This window comes from Micromonospora sp. WMMD734 (assembly GCF_049178975.1).
Classification (GTDB): domain Bacteria; phylum Actinomycetota; class Actinomycetes; order Mycobacteriales; family Micromonosporaceae; genus Micromonospora; species Micromonospora wenchangensis.
In genome coordinates this window covers 835,675-856,226 of record NZ_JBMHMK010000001.1, presented here as the reverse complement: position 1 = coordinate 856,226, position 20,552 = coordinate 835,675, and the positions used below count along the sequence as shown (strand labels likewise).

The following is a 20,552-nucleotide window of genomic DNA, read 5'->3' as shown; positions in this document are numbered from 1 at the left end:
GATGTCGGCCGCCGGGGGCGCTCGGAGCGGGTCGCGGCGGGCTCCCCGTCCATGCTCGACGCGGGGGACCAGGGGCGCATCTCCCAGCGTGCCCTGACCCAGGCGACCCGACGTCAGGCTCCGGTGTCCCGCCGGTGGCGGCGCAGCTCGGCCAGCCGGCGGCGCGCGTACACCGGCTCGGCCCGCCAGCAGGTCGCCGTCTCCCAGGCCAGGCCGGCGGCGTGCAACGACGCCCGCCCACCCGGCCACGGCGTGGGCACCCCGTCGGGCAGGAAGGCGTAGTCGAACCAGGGCACGTCCACCCGCGCCTCGTCCCAGTCCAGCAGCGTGACCCGGGATCCGTCGACGAGCACGTTAGTGGGGCCGACATCGCCGTGCACCACGCAGCGCGGCCCGTGCTGCACCGGCAGCCAGGCGGCGCGCACCATCCGGGCCACCGGGGCGGGCATCGCGTCCAGCCGCACGTCCCCGCCCCGGTCCGCGGCGAGCAGCGCCCCGCTGGCGGCGAAGCCGGGGCGCTGCGGCCAGCCGGTCGTCGCCGCGTGCAGCACCGCGAGCTGGTCGGCCACCCGCCGCCAGTCGGTGGGGTCGGCCGGATACCGGCCGGGGACGAAGCCGGTGACCAGCACCCCGTCCACGTGCCGGCGGCCGTCGTCGGCGGGCACCGGCTCGGGCACCGCCACCCCGCAGCCGCGCAGATGGTCCAACAGGTCCAGCTCCCACTCCAGGGCGGCACGGGGGCGCACCGACCGGCGGACCACCAGCGGCACCCCCGCCCGCTCGGCCAGCAGCACCTCGTTGCGGTGCCCGCCGGGCAACGGACGGACCAGCTTCACCCCGGCCCACGCCGCGAGCGCGGCCCACCCGTCGCCGCGAGCTGGTTCGTCCACACCGCCACCCCCGTCGTCGCCGGCCGTACCAACCCAGGCTAACCGGCCGGACCGACGGGAGGTCCGGACGCGACCCCACCGGTTGGGGCGACGCTGGTGCTGGCCGCATGGGTACGCCCGCACGGTGAGCTGTCCCCGACCCGCGTCGATGGAAACACTGAGGGGCATGAGGGTTGAGGTGGCTGCCACGGACGACGACCTGTCCGGCGTCGCCCGGACCGCCCGGTGGACAGCGGCGGCGCGGGCACGGGAGACGGCACGACCGGACCGGCTCTTCGACGACCCGTACGCCGCCCTGCTGGCCGGCGCGGACGGCGAGGCGCTGCTGCGGCACTTCCACACCGGACGGGCCGCCGCCGACGGCAACCCGGTGCTGCCCATCCGCACCCGCTGGTTCGACGACGTCCTGCGCGACAGCGTGACCGAGGGATGCCAGGTGGTCGGGCTCGGCGCCGGACTGGACACCCGGGCGTACCGGCTGGACTGGCCGGCGGGCACCGTGCTGTTCGAGGTGGACCAGGCCAGCGTGCTGACGTACAAGCGGCGGCGGCTCGCCCGGGTCGGCACCGTGCCCCGTTGCGAGTGCCGGACGGTCGCCACCGACCTGACCGGTGAGTGGGAACCGGCCCTGCTCGACGCCGGTTTCGACCCGGCGGCGCGGACCGTGTGGTTCGCCGAGGGGCTGCTGTTCTACCTGCCTGCGGCGCGGGCCGCCGCCGCGGCACGCCAGGCCGCCCGGCTCTCCGCGGCGGGTAGCCGGATCGCGGTGGACCTCATCGGCACGGGGATCTTCCGGCTGCGCTACATGCGACCCTTCCTCGACAAACTGGCGCGGGCCGGCAGCCCGTGGCGGTTCGGCACGGACACCCCGGCGGAGTTCCTCCGGCAGGCCGGCTGGGCGGTCGAGCGGATCACCGAGCCCGGCGCGGCCGGGGCCAACTACGGCCGCTGGCCGCAGGGCGGGGTGCCGGCGGACTTCCCGAACCTGCCCCGCAGCTATCTCGCCACCGCCGGCCGGCCCGGACCACCGCCCGACGACGCCCCCGCGGCGTCGGGCGACCATCGCTGAGACAGGAGTTGGCCCCGATGCCCGTTCAGTTCTCCGGAGAGACGCATGGCTGTTTCTCCGACTCCCTCCAGATGGCCTTCGGCGACGAGGGCCCCGGTGAGACCGTGGTCGAGGTGCTGACCGGCTCTGCCTTCGGCATGTACCTGCACCATGACGGCCGCCCGTTCTTCGCCCCGGCCGGCTGGAACCCCGAGAAGGGCATCAACATGATGCTGGACCTGCTCGGCTGGACGTGCGAGCAGACCGGCGGCTCCCCGGACGAGGTGGCCGCCGCGCTGGAGAAGGTGGACGACCAGCACCGCGCGGTGGCCGGCCCGGTGGAGATGGGACTGTTGCCGCACCACCCCGGGCTGGGTCAGCCCATCGGCGCCGACCACTACCTGGTGGTCGTCGGCTTCGACGGGGGGAACGTGGTGATCCACGACCCGCGCGCCCACCCGTACACCGTGCTGCCGCTGGAGAAGCTGCTGGCCGCCTGGCGTACCGAGACGCTGTCCTACCGGGTGCCGGACTTCAACCTGCGGACCGGTTTCCAGCGGGTCCGCGCGGTGGACACCGCCGAGGCGGTGCGCCGGCTGCTGCCGATCGCCGCCGACATGGTGGCCCCGGAGGCGTCCGCGGCGGCGGCCGAGGGCGCGGCGAAGGTGCTCGACGGTGGACTGACCACCTTCCTCTTCTTCCACCTCGCCGACTTCATGGTGTGCGTGGGGGCACGACGCCGCAACGACGCGGCCGTGGTGCTGGCCCGGCACGGCTACACCGGGGTGGCGGAGGTGCTGGATCAGCAGGCCCGGTTGATCGGATCGATGGAGTACCCGCTGGTGGCCGGGGACTACGCCGCCGCGGCGGCGACGATGCGCCAGCTCGCCCCGACGTTCGCCCGGTTGGAGGCCGAACTGCGGGCGGCGGTCCGGTCGTGAGAAACGGCGGTACGGCAGGGCCGCGTCCGCGGGCGGGCGCGGTCGTCGTCCGAGGGACGGGAGACTGATCCGATGCACGCGATCCTGCTGGTGGGGGGCCGGGGCACCCGCCTGATGCCGCACACCAGCAACCGCCCGAAGGCGCTGGTGCCGATGGGTGAGCACTCCTTGCTGGAGATCAGCCTGCGTCGGCTGCGGGCCTGCGGCTTCACCCGGGCGACGCTGTGCGTCTCGCACCTGGGCTCGATGATCCGGTCCGCGTTCGGCGACGGATCCCAGCTCGGTCTGCAGGTCGACTACTGCGTCGACGAGCGTCCGATGGGGACCGCCGCGCCGCTGCTGCTCGTCCCGGACTGGACCGAACCCGCCGTGGTGATGAACGGCGACCTGCTCACCTCAATCGACTTCGGCGACCTGCACCGCCGGCACGTGGCCGGCGACGCCGGGTTGACCGTGGCGTTCCAGCGTCACTGGGTCTCCACCGGGGTCGGGCTGCTGCGCGCCGACGGCGACCGGATCCGGCGGGTGCACGAGAAGCCGACCTTCGAGTGGAACGTCTGCTGCGGGATCTACGTCGCGGACCCGGACGTCCGCGCGCACATCCCGCGCAGCACACCGACCGATATGCCGACCCTCATCAATGCGCTGACCGATGCCGGCAGACCGGTGAACGGCTACGCCTTCACCGAGTCCTGGCACGACGTGGGCACACCGGCCCACTACGAGCAGGCGCGGGCCGACTTCCTGGCGGATCCGGACCGGTACCTGCGGTTGACGCCGTCCCCGCACGAGGCGCAGCGCTGCCGCCCGGAACTCGACGTCTTCTTCCTCGACGAGCCCGTACCGGGCGGTGCCACGATCGAGATGTGGACGTGAGGGGCGAGGTGGGCGACGTCCTGGTGGTCTTCGCCGGCTACGGGGAAACACAGGCAGGGGCGGAGCGGATGGCGCTGCGCGCGACGCAGGGCCTGGCGGCCCGGTCCCGGCGGGTGACCGCGCTGGTCACCGCCGCACATCCGGACACCGTCGCGGGCCTGCGCACGGCCGGCGTGCCGCTCTTCACCGACGTCGGACAGCTGCACCGGGCCCGCCCGGACTTCGCCCCGTCAGTGGTGCACACCTTCGACCTGGCCCGCCCCGACGCACCGGTCGAGGCGGTACGGCTGGCCCGCCGCTACGGCGCCCGCCTGGTGCTGACCCCCTGCTCGTCGCCGCAGGTGTGGCCCGACCCGGTTCGGGCCGGCGAGGTCTGCCGCGCCGCCGAGGTGGTCTTCGCCCTGTCCGCCGCGGAGGTGGCCGCGCTGCGCAACGTGGGCGTGCCGGCCACCCGAATCCGGCGTCTCCCGTCCGCCTCGGACCTCACCGGCCCGGTCGACACCCCAGGTTTCCGACGCCGGTACGGCATCCACGGGCCGTTCGTGCTCTTCGTCGGGCGTCGCACGGTCAGCAAGGGGTACCAGACGCTGCTGGCGGCGATGGACCCGGTGTGGCGGCAACTGCCCGACACCCGGTTCGTCTTCGTCGGCCCGGACGTCGACCCGGAGGTCGCCGGGCATCTCACCGCCCGGGCCGACCCGCGCCTGCACGACCTGGGCACGGTCGACGAACAGACCAAACACGACGCCCTGGCCGCCTGCGAGCTGCTCTGCCTGCCCAGTGTCGCGGACGTGTTCCCGCTGGTCTTCGTCGAGGCGTGGACGTGCGGGAAGCCGGTGGTCAGCGGGGCGTTCGCCGGCGCGTACGAGGTGGTGCGGCAGGGCGTGGACGGGCTGGTCGTCCCGCCTGGTCCAGCGCCCCTGGCCGCCGCGCTGATCGAGCTGCTCAGCGATGACGTCCGCCGGGGGCAACTCGGTGCGGCGGGGCGGCGGCGGGCCGAGCGGTCGTTCGGCTGGGAACGGGTCGTCGACGCCTACGAGTCCGGTTACGCCTCCTCGCCCGGCCTGGCCCCGCCGCCCGCGCCGGCACGGTGAACGGCCCACCGATCCCTGCCCAGATCGAGGAAGGACACACCGATGAGCGCACCGCCCGCCCGGCACTGGCGGATCACCCTGGCCGACAACACCGTCGACGAGCACGAGATCGCCGCGGTCACCGAGGTGCTGCGCTCGCGCTGGCTCTCGGCCGGCGCGCAGACCGCCGCCTTCGAGCGGGAGTTCGCCGACCGGATCGGCACCGACGACGCGGTCGCGGTCAGCAGCGGCACGGCCGCGCTGCACCTGGCGATGATGGCGCTCGACCTGCGGCCCGGCGACGAGGTGATCATGCCGGCGCTGACCTTCGTGGCCGGTGCCGCGGTGGTGGCGTTGGCCGGCGCCATCCCGGTCCTGGCCGATGTGCGCGCCCCGGACGACCTCACCGTGGATCCGGTGGACGTGGCGCGGTTGGTAACCGGACAGACCCGGGCGGTGGTCGCGATGCACTACGCCGGATACCCGGCGGACCTGGCCGCGCTGCGTGCGGTCACCGACCGGCACGGCGCGGTCCTGGTCGAGGACGCCGCGCACGCGCCGATGGTCGAGCACGACGGGCGGATGCTCGGCACGCACGGCGACATCGGCTGCTTCAGCTTCTTCGCGACCAAGAACGTCACCGCCGGTGAGGGCGGCATGGTGGTCGCCCGCGACGACGCGGTGCGCGACCGGATCCGGCTGGCCCGCTCGCACCACCTGACCACGTCCACCTGGGACCGGCTCCGCTCGGGTGACGCCAGCTACGACGTCGCGGGCTTCGGCTTGAACTACCGGCCGACGGAGGTGGCCGCCGCGTTGGGTCGGGTCCAGCTGGGCAAGCTCCCGCTGGACCGGGAGCGACGCCGGTCGCTGGTCGCCACGTACCGGGAGGTGCTCGCCGCCGCGCCCGAGCTGGTGCTGCCGTTCGCCGGGCGGACCGGCGACTCCGCGCTGCACCTGATGCCGGTCGTGCTGCCGGCGGGAACCGACCGGGGCGCGGTGCGCGAGGGCCTCGCCGCCGCCGGCGTGCAGACCTCGGTGCACTATCCCCCGGTGCATCACCTGTCGGCCTACCGGAGCAGCCCGGGCGCGGGCCGTTCGGCGCTGACCGTCACCAACGCGGTGGCTGCACGCCTGCTCTCCCTGCCGCTGCACAGCCGCATGTCCGACGACGACGCCGCACTGGCCGCCGCGGCGCTCCTGCGCTGCCTGCGGCAGCGCTGAATCTCGGGGCCCCGGCGAACGCCACCGCCGTCGCCCGACCCGACCCCACCATCCCCGCACCGACTGGACGGAGCACGTCATGACCTCCCCACCATCCGCCGCCACGGCCACTGCGACCATCGTCCGACTGCTGGCCGAGATGACCGGCCACGAACCGGCGTCGCTGACCGGCGACACCAGGATCTTCATGGAGCTGGGCCTGACCTCGTCCCGGATCCTGGAGCTGTTGATGCGGCTGGAGGACGAGTTCGACCTGCGGATGGTCGGTCACGTGGACTGGTTGCACATGGAGACCGTCGACGACCTCGCGGTGGCCGTCGCCGACCGGTCGGCCGGGCTCGCGCCCCGGTCCTGAGCGCCGCCCGCGGCGTCGACCCCGGCAGCGTCGTCTGCCGGGGCCGACGCCACTCACGCGTAGTTGTGCACCAGCACCTGAGCGACGCAGACCGGCATCAGACTCCCCTCCACCTGGTACCGCAGGCTCAGGGCGAGCTGGACGCCGCGGCGTAACGGCTGGACCCCGCGCAACACCACCCCGGCCCGGATGCGGGACCCGACCGGCACCGGGGCCAGAAAGCGGACCCGGTCGCAACCGTAGTTCACCTTGAGGCGAACGCCATCGGCGACGAGCACCTGCTCCAGGACCCGGGAGGTCAGCGCGAGGACGAGGAAGCCGTGGACGACCGTGCCACCGAACGGGCCGTCGGCTGCCCGCTTCGGGTCCACGTGGATCCACTGGTGGTCACCGATCGCCGCGGCGAAGCAGTCCACCTGCTCCTGACTGATCAGCATCCAGTCGCTGAAGCCGAGGTGCTGCCCCACCAGTGCGCGCAGGGGCTCGACCTCGGTACCGACGACGACCATGCCGACCTCTCCTGGCGCGGGTGCGGGGGCGACGGGTTCGGGCGGCGGGCTCATTGGACGAGGAAGTACGCCGGCCCCAGCCGCTCCGGCGGCGACCCGCCGGCGGCCCCACCCGCGCCCCGGTGGCGCAGCATCGGCACGTCCAGGTCCAGGTCGACCCGCCAGTACGCGCCGACGGGGCGGCGGTGCGCCGGCCAGTCGCCGTCGGCGAGCAGCCCCCAACCGGCCAGCGTCCGGAGGAAGAACGGATCGGCCGGCCACCACCGGCCCTCGACGTCACGCAGCTCCAGCCAGTGGTGCCGGTTGGCGAAGGGGCGCGACAGGCACAGGCCGGTGGCCGGTCGGGCCGGCACGCCGAGCTCACCAGCCCACGCCACCAGATGGCGTACGGCCAGGGTGCAGTCGGCCAGGCCGGTCTCCCGCAGGAAGCCGAGGTCCGCGGTGAGGCCCGGCGGCAGCAGGTGGAACCGCAGTCCCGCGGCCTCGTCGAGGAGACGCCGCTGCTCGGGGGTCGGCGGCGGGGTGGCGTCGGCGGCGGCGAGCAGGACGTCCACCTCGAACCGGGACGCCTCGGGGCGACGGACCGCCACGACCTCCGGCGCGGAGGTCACCGCCGGGTCGAGGACGAAGGCGCAGCCGGCGCAGTGCTCCCGGTCCGGGCAGTACGCGCGCACGACCACGGTGCGCCGGACCGCCGCCCCGGCCCCGCCGGCGCGCAGGGCAGCCGCCATCGCCTCGTACGTCGCCCGCTGGGGTGACCGTACGCCCAGCAGCAGCGCCACGTTGCGCAGGTCGTAGCGGTCGAACAGCAGGCCGGTGGCGTCCGAGGAGTGCGGCAGACCCTGCTCCACCAGTTGCTCCAGGCAGGCCCGGGACAGCCGGTGGAACCGGGTCGCGTGCTCCAGCGACGTGTCGAAGTCGCGGTGGCCGTCGGGTACCAGGCGGACCTGGCCGACCACCGCCTCGGGGGTCGCCGGCGCGGACGCCGGCACGGGTGTGGACACCGCCGGCCTACCGGCCCGGCTTACGGGCCAGGAACAACCCGTTGCCCGGAGCGCTGCGCACCGGCTGGAAGTCCACGTCGACCAGCCCGGCGTCGGTCAGCCAGTCGCGCACCTCGTCGAGCGGGTACGTCTGCTGACCGACGCTGTTGAACATGCTCAGCGCCATCATGGCGCCGAAGCTGCGGCCGATCGGACCCAGTTCGGGGGCGGGGAACTGGTCGAGGATCACCAGCGAGCCGCCGGGCCGCAGGGCGGCGGCGGTCCGGGCGACCAGTTCCCGGTTCTGGACCGCGCTCTTGGAGTGGATGACGTTGAACAGCAGCGCCATCGACGGGCTGCCCAGCTCGTCGGTGAAGAAGTCGCCGGCCCGGAAGTCGACCCGGTCGGCCATGCCGTTCTCGGCGATGGCCCGGTCGGCGAGCCGCTGCATCTCCGGGATCTCGAAGATGGTCGCCCGCAGCTGCGGGTGCCGGCGGCACAGCGCGATGCTGTAGAGGCCGTAGCCGCCGCCGAGGTCCAGCAGGTGCCCGGCCGGGTCGGGCACCGGCACCCGCTCCAGCACCTCGTCGATGTTCATGTTGGTGAGGGCGACCATGCCGTCCTGGAACACCCGCCACTGCCGGGCCAGCCAGCGCGGGGTACGCGGTTGGTCCGGCCCGAACGGCAGGGGCAGCTCGCCGCGCAGCCGGCCTTCCAGGTTCGCCCAGTCGGTGAAGACGATCTTCTCGAAGTACGGGATGCCCATCGAGATCATCGGCAGCAGTTCCCGGGTGGTGTCGGTGACCCCGTACCGGTCCCCGGCGCGGCGGACGTAGCCGACGCAGTCCAGGCAGTCGAGCAGGAACGCGATGCCACGGGGATCCAGCTCCGTCTTCTCGGCCACCTGCTCGCTGGTCAGTTCCTCCTCGGCCAGGGCCGCCAGCACGCCGGTGCGGAAGGCCAGGGTGACGGCCCGGAACCCCCAGGCCGAGAGCATGTCGAACATGAAGGCCGGCACCGCGTTGTCGGCTCCGCTCAGGGACCGCTCGGCACCCGGAAGCGTGATGGGCATACTGCTCTCCAATCGATGTGCCCCGCCGTTCGGCGAGGCTGGGCGGGGGTCAGGGCAGGGCGCGGGTGCTCGGGACGGCGCGGCGGCGCACCCCGGCGGGGCTCGGGCGGGTGACCAGCCGCCAGTCCTTGCCGTCCAGGGCCACCTGGCACCGCAGGTGCGCGCCGTCGGGCGTACGCCAGCGCAGGTGGACGCGGCGCGCAGTCGGCGCGTGGTTGACCAGCAGTACCTCGTGCGGGCCGGCGGCCCGGCCCGGCAGGATCTCCACGTCCGGATCGGCGCAGTCCACCTCGGGGAACAGCCCTGCCAGGGCGGCGACCCGCCGGTAGAGGCGCTCCCAGGCGGCGGCGGTGAGCCGTCCGGGCACGTCGAGCTGACGCTCGAACGGGGCCGCGCAGAACACCACCTGGCCGAGGCCGAGCGGGTTGCGTACCAGGGCCGGGGTGCCGTTCGGGTACCGGCCGAGGACCTGCCCGGTGGTCGCCGCCAGCACCGACGGGCGGACCCCGGCGCCCGCCCAGTCCAGCGGCCACCGGTCGGTGTCCCACTCGACCCGGTCGTGCCCGGCGGTGAGCAGGGTGTAGTCGACCAGCTCCACGCCGGCCAGCTCCGGCCCCGGAAATCCGTGCAGGTGGTCGGCCATCGAGTAGTAGACCGTCGCCCCGTGGCGGGCCGCGCGACCCAGCCGCGTCAGGTCGGTCAGGGTGACGTGGCCGACCGAGGGACAGACCACCAGCCGGTAGCCGGTCGGGTCGCCGGCGACGATGTCGACGTCCAGGTGCGCGCGCTTGAGCAGCAGGTAGGCGTAGAACGTGGCCGCCGTGCCGACCCCGGTGTCGAGGTAGGAACCGCCGTCTGCCCGGACGCGTTGCGGCAGGTAGAGCGCGACCGGGGCCCGACCGGGGCCGGGCCGCATCCGGGGGGCGGCGCGCAACGTCTCCCGCAGCCCGGCCAGCGCCGGACGGGGTGTCCCGTCGAGACGGTGCAGGCCCACGAAACGCTCGCCGGGGCGCTGCTGGTAGGGCTCCTCGGCGGAGGCGATGTCCTGCCAGCACCAGGCCAGCACACCGGCGGCGCCGTTGCCCAGGGCCGCGGCGGTGGCGGCCCGCAGGTAGGCCGCCGTGGTGGCCTCGTCGGTGCCGTAGCTGGTCAACTCGTCGACCAGCGGCACCCCGAACGCCCGCGCGTAGCGGACCAGGAACGGCACCAGGTTGCTCGCCTTGTAGGAACTGGTCGACTCGATCGACACCGGCGCCCAGGTGGGGAAGCCGTGCAGCGCGATCAGGTCCAGCCCGGCGGCGTTGTCCGGGCCGAACGGCGCGGCGCCGAGCACCCCGGAGGGGTCGTTGGCCTGGGTCACCAACAGCCCGGGGAGGTGCGCGCGCAACGTCTCGGCCAGGCTGGTCTGCCAGGCCGCGACGGTCTCGGGGGGCAGCCGGGCGGCGGTCGGGTCGACGTTGGCGATCTCGTCACCGAGGTCGACGGCGAGCACGTTGCCGGCGCCGTGGAGCGCGATCGCCGCCCGTCGGGCGTAGGCCCGCTGCCGGTCGAGCAGCTCCGGGTCGTCGATGAGGCTGCGCCCCCGTCGCCAGGGCAGATCCAGCCGCTGCCCGTTCATCCAGATCGTCAGCAGGGACAGCACGCAGGCCAGCCCCGCGGCGTCGGCCAGGTCCACGGCGGTACGCAGCCGGTCGAACACGACCGGGTCGTGGTGCCCGGGTGTCGGCTCGAAGTCCCGCCAGAACATAAAGATCCGGACGGTGTTCAGGCCCGCGTCGGCCATCGCCCGGAAGTCGCGGCGCAGCGCTTGCGGATCCCAGTCGGTCCAGATCCGGCAGCCGGCCGCCGACGGGTGGTAGTCCACTCCGGCGACGACGAACGGCGTCCCGTCGCGGCACAGTGTGCCGTCGCGGATCTCGAACGTCATGCCCGGTCCCCGGTGGTCGCGGGCGGGGCGGCCGCCTGGTCTGCGGCGTACCAGTCGAAGGTCTGTCGCAGCCCCCGGAGCAGGTCGACGCGGGGTGCGTACCCGATCGTGCGCCGCAGCCGGCCGAGGTCGGGCAGCCGGCGGTCCGGTGAACCGGGTGGGGGGTCGAAGACCTCGAAGGTGGGGGTGTAGCCGGCCAGCCGGCAGACCCGCTCGGCAAGTTCCCGGATCACGATCTCCTCGGTGTCGTTGCCGATGTTGGCCACGACCGGTTCGACGCCGGGCAGCCGGGTCAGCCCGACTGTCGCGTCGACGGCGTCGTCGATGTGGCAGAACGCGCGGGTCTGGGTGGCCCCGTAGATGGGGAAGGGGTCCTGGCGGACCAGCGCCCGGGCCACGAAGTGGGGTATCACGTGGTCGTGGCCCATCCGCGGGCCGTAGATATTGTGGTAGCGGCCGATGCGCACCGGGAACAGGTCGGCGCACTGGCGCAGCAGCGTCTCGGCGACGATCTTGCTGAGCCCGTAGGACGCCCGGGGCAGCGTCGGTTCGGGCAGCACGAAGGGCACGTCCTCCGGCACCGGGAACGGCGCCAGACCAAGGCGGGTGGCACCGTCGGCGACCTCGCTGGTGGAACTCAGGTAGACCCGCCCCGGCGGGCGGCGTCGGCACCAGTCCAGCAGGTTCAGCACCGCACGCAGGTTCACGTTGAGCGCCCGGGACGGGTTCTCGTTGTTCTGCCGCACCCCGACGACCGCGGCCAGGTGGTAGACCTCGTCGAAGTCCCCCGCGAGCAGGTCCACCGGAAGCGGGGTGGTCAGGTCGTGGCGTACCAGCCGGGCCTCGGCACGAACCTCGTCGAGGTCCCGGTCGGCCCGGCCACGGGACAGGTCGTCGAGCAGGGTCACGTCCGCGCCGTCGCGCAGCAGCCGGCGGGCGAGGTGCAGGCCCACGAACCCGGCGCCACCGGTGATCAGGATCCGGTCAGCCACGGCCCAGCCTCCGGTAGTCCACGTCGGCCGCCCCGGACAGCGCCGACGCCAGGTCGCCCCAGACGTCGACGACCAGGGCGGGGCGGTTCATACTGCGGCGCAGCAGCGCGGCGTCGAGGTCGGCGCGGTAACGCGGATGGTCCACCAGCAGCACCAGCACGTCGGCGTCGGCCAGACCGTCGGCGAGGGACGCCGGGGCGTACCCGAGCCGGGCGGTGACGTCGTCGGGGACCAGGTAGTCGTGGCCGGCCAACAGCCGGACCCGCTCGCGCAGGACGTCGGCGACGACGGTGGCGGCGGAACCCCGCACGTCGTCGGTCTCCGGCCGGCCCTTGTAGGCCATCCCGCAGACCAGGACCTTCGCGTCGGCCGGGGCCCGACCGGTGGCGGCCAGCGCCTTGAGCACCCGTTCGGTCACCAGGTGCGGGACCTGCTCGTTGACGGCGCGGGCGGCAGCCACCAGCGGTGGATGGTATCCGGCCGTCCCCGCCGAGTACACCAACAGGTACGGGTCCTTGGTCAGGCAGCTCCCGCCGACGAATCCCGGTCGGGCCAGGTCGGGCCGAGGGTAGCCCCGGTTCGCGGCGGCGATGACCTCCGTGGCGTCCACGCCGACCGCTTCGGCGATCATCGCCAGCTCGTTGCCGAAGCCGTACAGCAGGTCGGTGTGGGCGTTGCAGGCCAGCTTCACCAGCTCGGCCGTCTCCAGGTCGGCGGTGACGACCTGCTCGGGGGTGAGCCGGGCGAACAGTCGCCGGGCCCGGTCGGCGGAGCGGTCGTCCAGCCCGCCGACGACCTGCGGGAGGCTGGCGAGCTCGGCCAGCGCGCGGCCCTGGATGGTGCGTTCGGGGCAGCAGGCCAGCAACGGCTCGTCGACCCGCTCGCGCAGCAGGGGCAGCAGGGTCCGCCGGGTCGTCCCGACCGGGACGGTGCTGCGCACCACCACGAGGGTGTCCGCGGTGGCGGCGGCCGCCGCGGTCTGCGCGGCCAGCGTGAAGTGGCGCAGGTCCGGCCGGCCGGTGCCGTCGTCGAGCGGGGTGCCGACACAGATCACGACCGCGGCCGGCGTGACGCCGTCCAACGTGTCGGTGATGGTCAGCCGATCCGCCGGCAGGCTGCGGAGCAGCTCGTCGACACCGGGTTCGAACAGGGTCGGGGTGCCGGCCCGCAGCGCCGCCCGGGTGCCCGCGTCGGCTTCCACCCCGACGACGGGCACGCCGGCCTGCGCCAGGCTCACCGCCAGCGTCAGGCCCACGTACCCGAGCCCGATGACGGCGACGGGACCGCCCGGTCCGTCGGCGGGAGCCCGCGTCGGCGGGGGTGTGGGGTCGGTCATCTCAAGCCTCGCTTCCGATCGGAACGGTGGTCACGGTGGCGATGACGGCCTGCCGGTCGACCTTGCCCATCGCGGTACGGGGCAGCCGGGCCAGCGGGTGCAGTTCGTGTGGCACCTCGTACGGCGCGAGACCCCGCGCCCGGCAGTGCGCGGCGAGTTCCGCCGGCCCGGTACCTGGCGCGAGCACCACCGCCGCGTGCACCCGCTGCTCGCCGTCGGCGTCGGTCGCGCCGAAGACGAAGACCTCCCGAACCCCGGGGTGCTCGTCGAGGACCCGGGCCACCCGGGTCGGGTTGACCTTGCGACCGCCGACGTTGACGAAGGTGTCCTTGCGGCCGAGCAGGTGCAGCCGGCCGGCCTCGTCGACGCGGGCCAGGTCGCCGGTGTCGTAGAAGCCGTCCGGGGTGCTCACCGGGCCGGACGCGCCCAGGTAGCCGTGGAACAGCGTCGGCGTGCGCACCGACAGGTGGCCGGTTCCGGCGGGGTCGTCCGGGTCGGCGCGGGTCAGCCGCAGGTGCACCCCGGGTGCCGGCACCCCCACCGACGTGTCGGGCTCGTCGCCGGGGTCGGGCTGGTAGCTGATCAGTCCGGTTTCGGTGCTGCCGTAGAACTGGCGCACCGACACCCCGAGCACGGCGCGCGCCTGGTGGCCGAGTTCGGCCGGCAGCGGCCCACCCGACGACACGGCGGCCCGCAGCCGGGCCGGCGTCGCGCGGTTGCGCAGCACCGGGGTGAGCAGCCGGTACACCAGCGGGGTGCCGAACAGGACGGTCCCGTCGGCGACGAGCGCGTCGGCGACGCGGCCCGGCTGGAACCGCCGCGTCGTACGGAGTTCGGCGCCGGAGACGACCGCGGCGGTGAGCGCACCGACCAAGCCGAACGAGTGCGCCAGCGGCACCGCGGCGACGACCACGTCGGCCGGGGTCAGCCCGAGCAGCTGGCGGTAGGTGTGTCCACCGTGCCACACGTTCGCCGACGAGTGGCGGACGATCTTGGGTTCGCCGGCCGAGCCGGAGGTCAGTTGGAGCACCTCGCCGGCCCGGTGCGCGGGGGTTCCGGCGGCCCCGACGGGATGGACGCGGCAACGCTCGTAGCTGAGGAAGTCGACTCCCGCCGGCGCGGCGCGGGCGGCGCGGGCCGGGCCGACGACGGTCCGCACCCCCGGGTTACGGGCCGGCGCGAGCAGGTCGGTCAGCGCTGAACTGCCCTGCTCGACCGGCAGCACGTCCACACCCGCGCCGGTCAACCCGATCAGCGCCGCGACACTGTCCGGGGTGTTGTCCACGATCACCAGCACCGGGGCGCCCCGGGGCAGGGCCGCCGCGCCGGCCGCCACGGCGCGGGCGGTGTCGTGCAGCTGCGCCCAGGTGGCCAGGTGTCCGCCGGTCGACGTCGCGGTCCGCAGCGCCGCCGCGTCGGGGCGCTCGTCGCGGCGGCGGCGCAGCTCGGTCAGCAGCCCGCCGGGCACCGGGCCGGTCCCGTCAATGACGCGGCCCTCCGTCGATCACGGCCGGCACCGCCGCGTGCGCGGCGCAGACCGCCGCCAACCCGGCCGGGGTCGCGTCCTCGAAGATGGTCTCCAGCAGGGTGGACCGCAGCGCCTCGGCGCTCTGCCCCCCGGCTGGCCGGTAGACGTCGATGAGTCGCTGGAGCACGTCGACGGCGCGGACCGAGTCGCCGCCGCAGTCGAAGAAGTCCTCGTCCGGTGCGAGCGGGCCGCGCATCAGCGCCGTGCCCATCAGCTCACCGATCGTGGCGCTGACGTCGGAAAGCCCGTTGCCCATGTCGTCCCCGATCAGCTCGTGGCGGGTGGATGCGGCTGACGCCGCTGGCCGGGCGGGCACGCCGCGCCGCCGGGCGGGTGCCGGACTCACCCCGGCCGCCGTGCCACCAAGGTTCACCCGGTGCCGGCCCCGGGCAGAAGGCGCGACCGAGCGCCCCAGTGCCCTGCGCGAACGGGTATGGCGCAGTGCGTCGACCGGTGTTCCGGTAGCTGCCCGCCCTGACCGTCGGAGCGCCCGTTGGCGGCTTGTCCCGCGCCGTGCAGCGCCCAGACTGACCAGGGACGGCAGAACCGGGAGGCGATGGCATGACAGACGACGTCGGCGTGCAGGGAGTGCGGTTCGAGGAACTCGCGGCGCGGTACGGCACCCCGCTGTACGTGTACGACTCGGCGGTGCTGGGCGCCCAGTTCGACCGGCTCCGGGAGGCACTGGATCGGCGGCTCGAGTTCTTCTTCTCGCTGAAGGCGAACCCCAACGTGGCGGTCTGCGCCCGGCTCGCCGGCCTCGGCGCCCGCGCCGAGGTGTCGTCCCTGACGGAGCTGCTCACCGCCCGCCGGGCCGGGGTACGCCCGGAGGACATCATCTTCCTCGGCCCGGGAAAGAGCGCCGAGGAGTTGCAGGCCTGCCTGGCCCAACGGATCTACGCGATCGTCTGCGAGTCCCTGGGCGAGCTGCGGCTCATCGACAGCCTGGCCCGCGCGGCGGGTACCGTCGCACCGGTGGCGCTGCGGGTCAACCCGAACTTCACGGTCAAGGGTTCGGGCCTGACGATGGGGGGCCGGCCCCGGCAGTTCGGCATCGACGAGGACGAGCTGATGAGCCAGACCGGGTTGGGCAGCCGCCACCCCGGGGTCCGGCTGATGGGGGTGCACGTCTACCTGGGCACCCGCATCCTCGACGCCCGGGTAGTCGCCGACAACAGCCGGCGCGTCCTGGACCTGGCCGAGCGGGTCTCCACCCGGCTCGGGTTTCCGCTGGAGCTGGTCGACGTCGGCGGTGGGCTGGGCGTGGCGTACTTCGACAACGAGCAGGACCTCGACGTCGACGCCCTCGCCGGGCTGCTCAACCCGATCCTCGGCGAGTTCCGGGCCCGGCACCCGCGCACCCGGCTGGTGATGGAGCTGGGGCGCTACCTGACCGCCCCGGGCGGCATCTACGTGGTCCGGGTCCGCTACCTCAAGACCTCCCTCGGTCAACGGTTCGCGGTCACCGACGGCGGCACCCACCACCACATGGCGGCCGTCGGCATCGGCTCCTACGTCAAACGCAACTTCCCGATGCGGCTACTGCGCGCGGCGACCGGAGCGGTGGAGCCGTGGCACGTGACCGGCCCGCTCTGCACCCCGAACGACACGCTGGGCAAGAACGTCCTGCTCCCACCGCTGCGTACCGGCGATCTGCTCGGTGTGCTGCGGTCCGGGGCGTACGGGCCGACCGCCTCCCCCGTACAGTTCCTCAGCCACGGCTACCCGGCGGAGGTGCTCGTCCACGACGGCCGGCCGTACCTGGTGCGCGAACGCGACCGGCCCGAGGACATGATGCGCCGCCAGCACCTGCCGGGCGCGCTGCGGGCCCGGACGTCCGTGCCGGCCCGCTGAGGGCGGGCCCCGGTCGACCGGGTCGACGCCGCCGGACGCCACCGACCACGGTGGCGCCGGCGGCATCAGCCAGCGACCGGTCCGCCCGGGTCGAACGGGCGGCCGAGTGACAGCGGCCGGGAACCGGCCGCCGCGCGGGCGAGGTCCACCGGGCGGCAAACGTGGTACCCGACGTCGAACGCCTCGGTGCCGGCCAGCGCTACAGCACCCCGGTAGCCGGGCGGAACCCGCAGGTCACGTACCCGCCACGGGCCCGGGATCCGGCCGCCGGGCCGGTGCACGAGCAGCCCGTCCGGGCCGGCCACCGGCAGGTCGAGCCCGTTGAGCAGCCGGTCCCCCGCCGCCTTGACGCAGGCCTCCTTACGGGTCCAGAGCGTCAGGTGGACGGCGGCCCGGTCGGCGGGCGGCGCGGTGGCGACCAGCCGCGCCTCGGCCGGCGGGAAGTAGCGCCGGGAGAACACCTCGACCGACCGGCCGGCGGGGGCCTGTTCGACGTCGACGCCCACGTCACGTCCGGCGCTCACCGCCAGCAGCGCGCACCGGCCGGAGTGCGAGATGTTGAAACGCAGCGTGCCGTCGCCGAGCAGCGGCTTGCCCCAGCGACCGGTACGCAGCGGCACCCGCGCGGGCGGCTCCCCCCGGTAGCTGCCGAGGATCACCCGCAGCGACCCGTACACGGCCAGGAACCGACGCCGTACGGCCCGATCGGCGTAGCTGTCCCGGCGGGCGCGTTCCGCCGGGGTCAGGACCTCGTCGAGGACCCGGGCCAGCGGCGGCGGCAGGGCCAGCCCCAGCCGCCAGACGTGGACCACCCCGGGGCCGATCACCGGTCGACCGCCGGCCCGTCGACGCCGGGGGGATATCCGGCGAAGGCGCCCCGGTCCAGCGCGGCGGCCACCGCCAGCCGCTGGACGTTGCCGGTGCCCTCCATGAACTCCAACGCCGCGGCGTCGCGGGCGAACTTGTCCAGCAGCGGCTGGTCCAGGCGGGCGCCCGGCCCGAAGCAGCGCAGCGCCCAGCGGGAGACGTCGGCGGCCAGCCGGGTGGCCCGCAGCTTCGCGGCCGAGGCGAGGTGCCCGCTGCCGCTGTCGGAGTCGACCGCGACGGCCGCCAGTCGGGTCAGCCGGCGTACCCCCTCGATCTCCCCCTGGGTGCGGGCCAGCGCGTCGCGCTCGGCCGGGCGCAGCGCGCGGCGGTGCTCCCGGACGTAATCGCAGGCGGCCTGGGCGAGACCCACGGCCATCGCCGCCACCGTGGGGCGCAGCAGGTTGAACGTCCGCTGCCAACCCCAACTGCCCCGGCGCATCGGGGAGAGGTGTCGACCGAGGAGTTGCCCGTCGGTGATCGGCACCGCGTCGAGGGTGAGCGCGCCGAGCTGCGCGCCGCGTACGCCGAGGGTCGGCACCGCGACGGCGGTGAAACCGGCGCTGGACGTGTCGACAAGCGCCGCGCCGAGGCCGAGCGGCCCGTCGCCGGTGCGGTGGAACACCACCCCGACGGAGGCGCGCAGGGCGTTGCTGATGTAGCGCTTGCGACCGGTCAGGCGCCACCCGGAGCCGTCGGCCGACTCGGTGGCGCGGGTGCGCAGGCCGGCGGCGTCGGTCCCGCCGCCGGGTTCGGTGAGGGCGAAGAACGTCCAGGTGGGCCGCTCCAGGAGCCGGCCGTAGAACCACTCCTGCTGGGCACGGTCACCGATGGCGGCCACCAGCACCCCGGACATCGACGCGCCGGGCAGCGCCAGCATCATGCCCAGGTCACCGCGGGCGATCTCCTCGCAGAACACCACCCGTTCCCGCGCGGCGGTGAGGTGGAAACGCTCACCGGCCAGCACCAGCGGCGTCGGGTTGAACGCGGCGGGGATCTGCAGGTGCGCCGCGCAGGTCACCGCTGGGGCGTCCAGCAGCCGTAGCACCACGTCGGGGTCGCGGTCCAGGTCGAGGGCGTACGGGCGCAGCTCGGCGGCCCAGCCACGGGCCTGCCGGCGGAGCAGCCGCAGCCGGTCGTCGAGTTCGGGCACGGCCGGTCACCTCCGCACGCCGGAGCGCCGCACCTCGTGGCGGGCCGGCAGGTAGACGTCGGCGAGCAGGTGGGACAGGTACACCGCCCGCCCGGGGCCGTCCTCGGTGTAACCGGCGGCACCGAGCACCGGCAGCAGCACGTGATCCGAGGCGGTCAGCTGGTGGTGTGCCTGCACCAGGTCGACGGCCGGGTCCGGGTCGGTCAGCAGCGCCCGGACGGTCAGCTGGTCGGTGACCGCCTCGGCGAGGGTGGCCTGGACGAGTTGCTGGCGCAGTAACGGTCCACCGGCGGCCCGCCGGCCGGCCAGCTGGGAGCGGGCCCGGTCCAGCAGCCCCGCCGAGCTGCCCAACCGCAGCCAGGCCAGGCCGAGCAGCCAGGTCCGGTACGGCTCCCACCCGGATCCGTCCGGGCCAGGCAGGCCGCGTACGGCCAGCAGGTCGGCGTCGCGTACCGGCGCGGGCAGGGTCACGGCGGTGACCCCGGTGAGTTGCCGCAGGGGCGTCCCGCCGGGCCACACCCGGTCGGCGGCGCGGCCGACGTCGCCGGGCGCCAGCGCCTGCCCGGCGGGACCGGCGACCAGCGCCCCTGCGGCGACCTGGTCGTACAGGGCGGTGAGGGCGGCCTCGACGCCCCCGGACCGGGCGGTGTCGTACGGCCGGGTCCAGCCGTCGGTGGCGGTGGTCACCGCTGCCCCGCCGCCGGGACGTCGAGCAGGCAGGTAGCGAGTCGTTGCTGGTCGTGGTCGGCGATCAGCACCCGGGCCCCGTCGACCTGCCACCGGGGTAGCCGGGCGGCCACCTCCCGCCACACTCCGGTGACCGGCTGGCCGGGCTGCGCCGCCAGCACCCGCGTGCCGGCCGGTACCGGGGGCACCCGCCCGGCCAGGCCCGCGCCGGTCACCAGCACCTGCGGGCCGTACTCGGCCAGCGCCTCGACGAGGGCCGCCTCCGGTGGCCGGGAGACGGTCGGGACGCTGCGCGGCGGGTACAGCCGGCCGCCGTCGGCGGCCGGGTCGAACGCCAGCGCCGCCACCGCGTCGCGCGCCACCCGCAGCCGCTGCGGCACCGGCAGCTCGTGCAACAGCGCCGACTGGTCGACCGCGATGAGCAGCAGCCGGCCGGCGGCGTCCCGGCGGGCCCGGTTCGCCAGTACCTGCAGGGCGGTGAACGCGGTGATCAGGCCCTGGTCGAGCACGGCGAAGGCGAGCCCGGCGTCGGGCACCAGGGTGCTCAGGTGGCACATCGGGAACCCCGGCTGCGAGTCGGGGGTGGCGGCGGCGAGCACCGCCAGGTCGAACCGGTCGGCGTGGGGGCGCAGTTGGGGCAGCACCGCGACGACCATGTCGGTGAAGGAGTTGCGTCGCCCCTCGAACGCGCCGGGTGGGCAGGTCGTGCCGTAGGAGCGCATCAGGTCCGGGTAGTAGACGTGGTCGTCGTTGCCGAACGGCCGGCCGGGGCCGAACACCTGGTGCACCGCCCGAGCCAGGCCGAGCGGCGCGGGTTCCCCCGCCGGGGCGTCGGTCGCCGACCGACGCCCCGGGGCGGTGACGTACATCAGGCGTTCTCCTCGACCTGGCCGGTGACGTAGGTGACGAGCGCGCCGACGGTCTCGAAGTCGGTCGGCTCCAGGGTGTCGGTGTCGAACTCGACGCCCAGCTCCGCCTCCAGCTGGATGAGCAGTTCCAGCACGCTGGTCGAGTCGAAGGAGAGGTCCTCGAAGAGGCGTAGCTGCGGCGAGATGCCCGCCGGGTCGCGGCCCAGCATCTGCCCGAGGGCGCCGACCACCACACCGGTGATGTCGCTGGTGGCGGCCGGCGGGGCACCGCCGACGGTCGTGTCGCTCATGTCGTCTCCCTGTCTGGTCACGGTCCCCCCGGGCGGGTGGGGCCGGTGGCGTGGGCCGGTGCGGGGGGGCACCGGCCGGGC

General features: G+C 74.6%; 21 protein-coding genes. 7 read left to right on the top strand and 14 right to left on the bottom strand.

The genetic code is table 11. The annotated features are described in order from the left end of the window. Window positions 1-113 precede the first annotated feature (113 nt). Complete coding sequence (locus ACN267_RS03770; protein ID WP_204959005.1) at window positions 114-890, bottom strand: phosphotransferase; 777 nt, start codon at window positions 888-890, stop codon at window positions 114-116. Window positions 891-1,056: 166 nt separating this feature from the next. Here ACN267_RS03770 and ACN267_RS03765 point away from each other — a divergent pair, with 166 nt between their 5' ends. The 6 genes from ACN267_RS03765 (at window position 1,057) to ACN267_RS03740 (ending at window position 6,407) form a co-directional block, all read left to right on the top strand. After that, window positions 1,057-1,959, top strand: a complete 903-nt coding sequence (locus ACN267_RS03765; RefSeq protein WP_421487910.1) for a class I SAM-dependent methyltransferase — start codon at window positions 1,057-1,059, stop codon at window positions 1,957-1,959. A 17-nt stretch (window positions 1,960-1,976) separates the two neighbouring features. Beyond that, window positions 1,977-2,879, top strand: coding sequence for a hypothetical protein (locus ACN267_RS03760; RefSeq protein ID WP_204959007.1), 903 nt, complete (start codon window positions 1,977-1,979; stop codon window positions 2,877-2,879). Window positions 2,880-2,951: 72 nt separating this feature from the next. Then, window positions 2,952-3,755 (top strand): sugar phosphate nucleotidyltransferase, encoded by an 804-nt coding sequence (locus ACN267_RS03755; RefSeq protein WP_204959008.1) that lies wholly within the window; start codon window positions 2,952-2,954, stop codon window positions 3,753-3,755. Continuing rightward, entirely contained in the window at window positions 3,752-4,849 is a 1,098-nt protein-coding gene (locus ACN267_RS03750) for a glycosyltransferase family 4 protein (RefSeq protein ID WP_281896033.1), read from the top strand. Before ACN267_RS03755 ends, ACN267_RS03750 begins: the two co-directional genes overlap by 4 nt. Before the next feature lie 42 nt (window positions 4,850-4,891). After that, a complete protein-coding gene (locus ACN267_RS03745) occupies window positions 4,892-6,052 on the top strand; it encodes a DegT/DnrJ/EryC1/StrS family aminotransferase (protein ID WP_204959010.1) in 1,161 nt (386 codons plus the stop codon). Between the two features lie 79 nt (window positions 6,053-6,131). Continuing rightward, window positions 6,132-6,407, top strand: a complete 276-nt coding sequence (locus tag ACN267_RS03740) for an acyl carrier protein (protein ID WP_204959011.1) — start codon at window positions 6,132-6,134, stop codon at window positions 6,405-6,407. Window positions 6,408-6,460: 53 nt separating this feature from the next. On the opposite strand, the gene ACN267_RS03735 is transcribed toward ACN267_RS03740, so the two are convergent. Genes ACN267_RS03735 through ACN267_RS03700 form a run of 8 tightly spaced genes read right to left on the bottom strand, consistent with a single transcriptional unit; the run spans window position 6,461 to window position 15,010 of the window. Further along, the gene (locus ACN267_RS03735) at window positions 6,461-6,916 is read right to left on the bottom strand and encodes a MaoC family dehydratase (protein ID WP_281896029.1); all 456 of its coding nucleotides are present in this window, start codon (window positions 6,914-6,916) and stop codon (window positions 6,461-6,463) included. A gap of 50 nt (window positions 6,917-6,966) precedes the next feature. Continuing rightward, window positions 6,967-7,920, bottom strand: a complete 954-nt coding sequence (locus tag ACN267_RS03730) for a transglutaminase domain-containing protein (protein WP_204959013.1) — start codon at window positions 7,918-7,920, stop codon at window positions 6,967-6,969. Window positions 7,921-7,927: 7 nt separating this feature from the next. Beyond that, on the bottom strand, window positions 7,928-8,971 hold the full coding sequence (locus ACN267_RS03725) for a methyltransferase (RefSeq protein WP_204959014.1): 1,044 nt from the start codon (window positions 8,969-8,971) through the stop codon (window positions 7,928-7,930). A 49-nt stretch (window positions 8,972-9,020) separates the two neighbouring features. Further along, window positions 9,021-10,898, bottom strand: coding sequence for a beta-galactosidase trimerization domain-containing protein (locus ACN267_RS03720; protein WP_281896025.1), 1,878 nt, complete (start codon window positions 10,896-10,898; stop codon window positions 9,021-9,023). Then, window positions 10,895-11,890 (bottom strand): NAD-dependent epimerase/dehydratase family protein, encoded by a 996-nt coding sequence (locus ACN267_RS03715; RefSeq protein WP_421487909.1) that lies wholly within the window; start codon window positions 11,888-11,890, stop codon window positions 10,895-10,897. Before ACN267_RS03715 ends, ACN267_RS03720 begins: the two co-directional genes overlap by 4 nt. Next, on the bottom strand, window positions 11,883-13,226 hold the full coding sequence (locus ACN267_RS03710) for a nucleotide sugar dehydrogenase (protein WP_204959017.1): 1,344 nt from the start codon (window positions 13,224-13,226) through the stop codon (window positions 11,883-11,885). Before ACN267_RS03710 ends, ACN267_RS03715 begins: the two co-directional genes overlap by 8 nt. 1 nt (window position 13,227) lies before the next feature. After that, complete coding sequence (locus ACN267_RS03705; protein WP_204959018.1) at window positions 13,228-14,694, bottom strand: class I adenylate-forming enzyme family protein; 1,467 nt, start codon at window positions 14,692-14,694, stop codon at window positions 13,228-13,230. 13 nt (window positions 14,695-14,707) lie between these two features. After that, complete coding sequence (locus ACN267_RS03700) at window positions 14,708-15,010, bottom strand: acyl carrier protein (RefSeq protein WP_204959019.1); 303 nt, start codon at window positions 15,008-15,010, stop codon at window positions 14,708-14,710. A 305-nt stretch (window positions 15,011-15,315) separates the two neighbouring features. Between ACN267_RS03700 and ACN267_RS03695 the strand changes: the two genes are divergently transcribed. After that, window positions 15,316-16,608, top strand: coding sequence for a type III PLP-dependent enzyme (locus ACN267_RS03695; RefSeq protein WP_204959020.1), 1,293 nt, complete (start codon window positions 15,316-15,318; stop codon window positions 16,606-16,608). Window positions 16,609-16,673: 65 nt separating this feature from the next. On the opposite strand, the gene ACN267_RS03690 is transcribed toward ACN267_RS03695, so the two are convergent. From ACN267_RS03690 to ACN267_RS03670, 5 genes are read right to left on the bottom strand one after another with little or no spacing between them, the layout of a single operon-like run. Then, window positions 16,674-17,435: a 4'-phosphopantetheinyl transferase family protein gene (locus tag ACN267_RS03690; RefSeq protein WP_204959021.1), complete on the bottom strand. Its 762-nt coding sequence runs from the start codon at window positions 17,433-17,435 to the stop codon at window positions 16,674-16,676. Beyond that, window positions 17,432-18,625, bottom strand: a complete 1,194-nt coding sequence (locus ACN267_RS03685; RefSeq protein WP_204959022.1) for an acyl-CoA dehydrogenase family protein — start codon at window positions 18,623-18,625, stop codon at window positions 17,432-17,434. Before ACN267_RS03685 ends, ACN267_RS03690 begins: the two co-directional genes overlap by 4 nt. A 6-nt stretch (window positions 18,626-18,631) precedes the next feature. Further along, a complete protein-coding gene (locus tag ACN267_RS03680) occupies window positions 18,632-19,312 on the bottom strand; it encodes a hypothetical protein (protein WP_302744762.1) in 681 nt (226 codons plus the stop codon). Beyond that, on the bottom strand, window positions 19,309-20,181 hold the full coding sequence (locus tag ACN267_RS03675) for a hypothetical protein (RefSeq protein WP_204959024.1): 873 nt from the start codon (window positions 20,179-20,181) through the stop codon (window positions 19,309-19,311). Before ACN267_RS03675 ends, ACN267_RS03680 begins: the two co-directional genes overlap by 4 nt. Beyond that, window positions 20,181-20,471: an acyl carrier protein gene (locus ACN267_RS03670; RefSeq protein WP_204959025.1), complete on the bottom strand. Its 291-nt coding sequence runs from the start codon at window positions 20,469-20,471 to the stop codon at window positions 20,181-20,183. Before ACN267_RS03670 ends, ACN267_RS03675 begins: the two co-directional genes overlap by 1 nt. Between the last annotated feature and the right edge of the window lie 81 nt (window positions 20,472-20,552).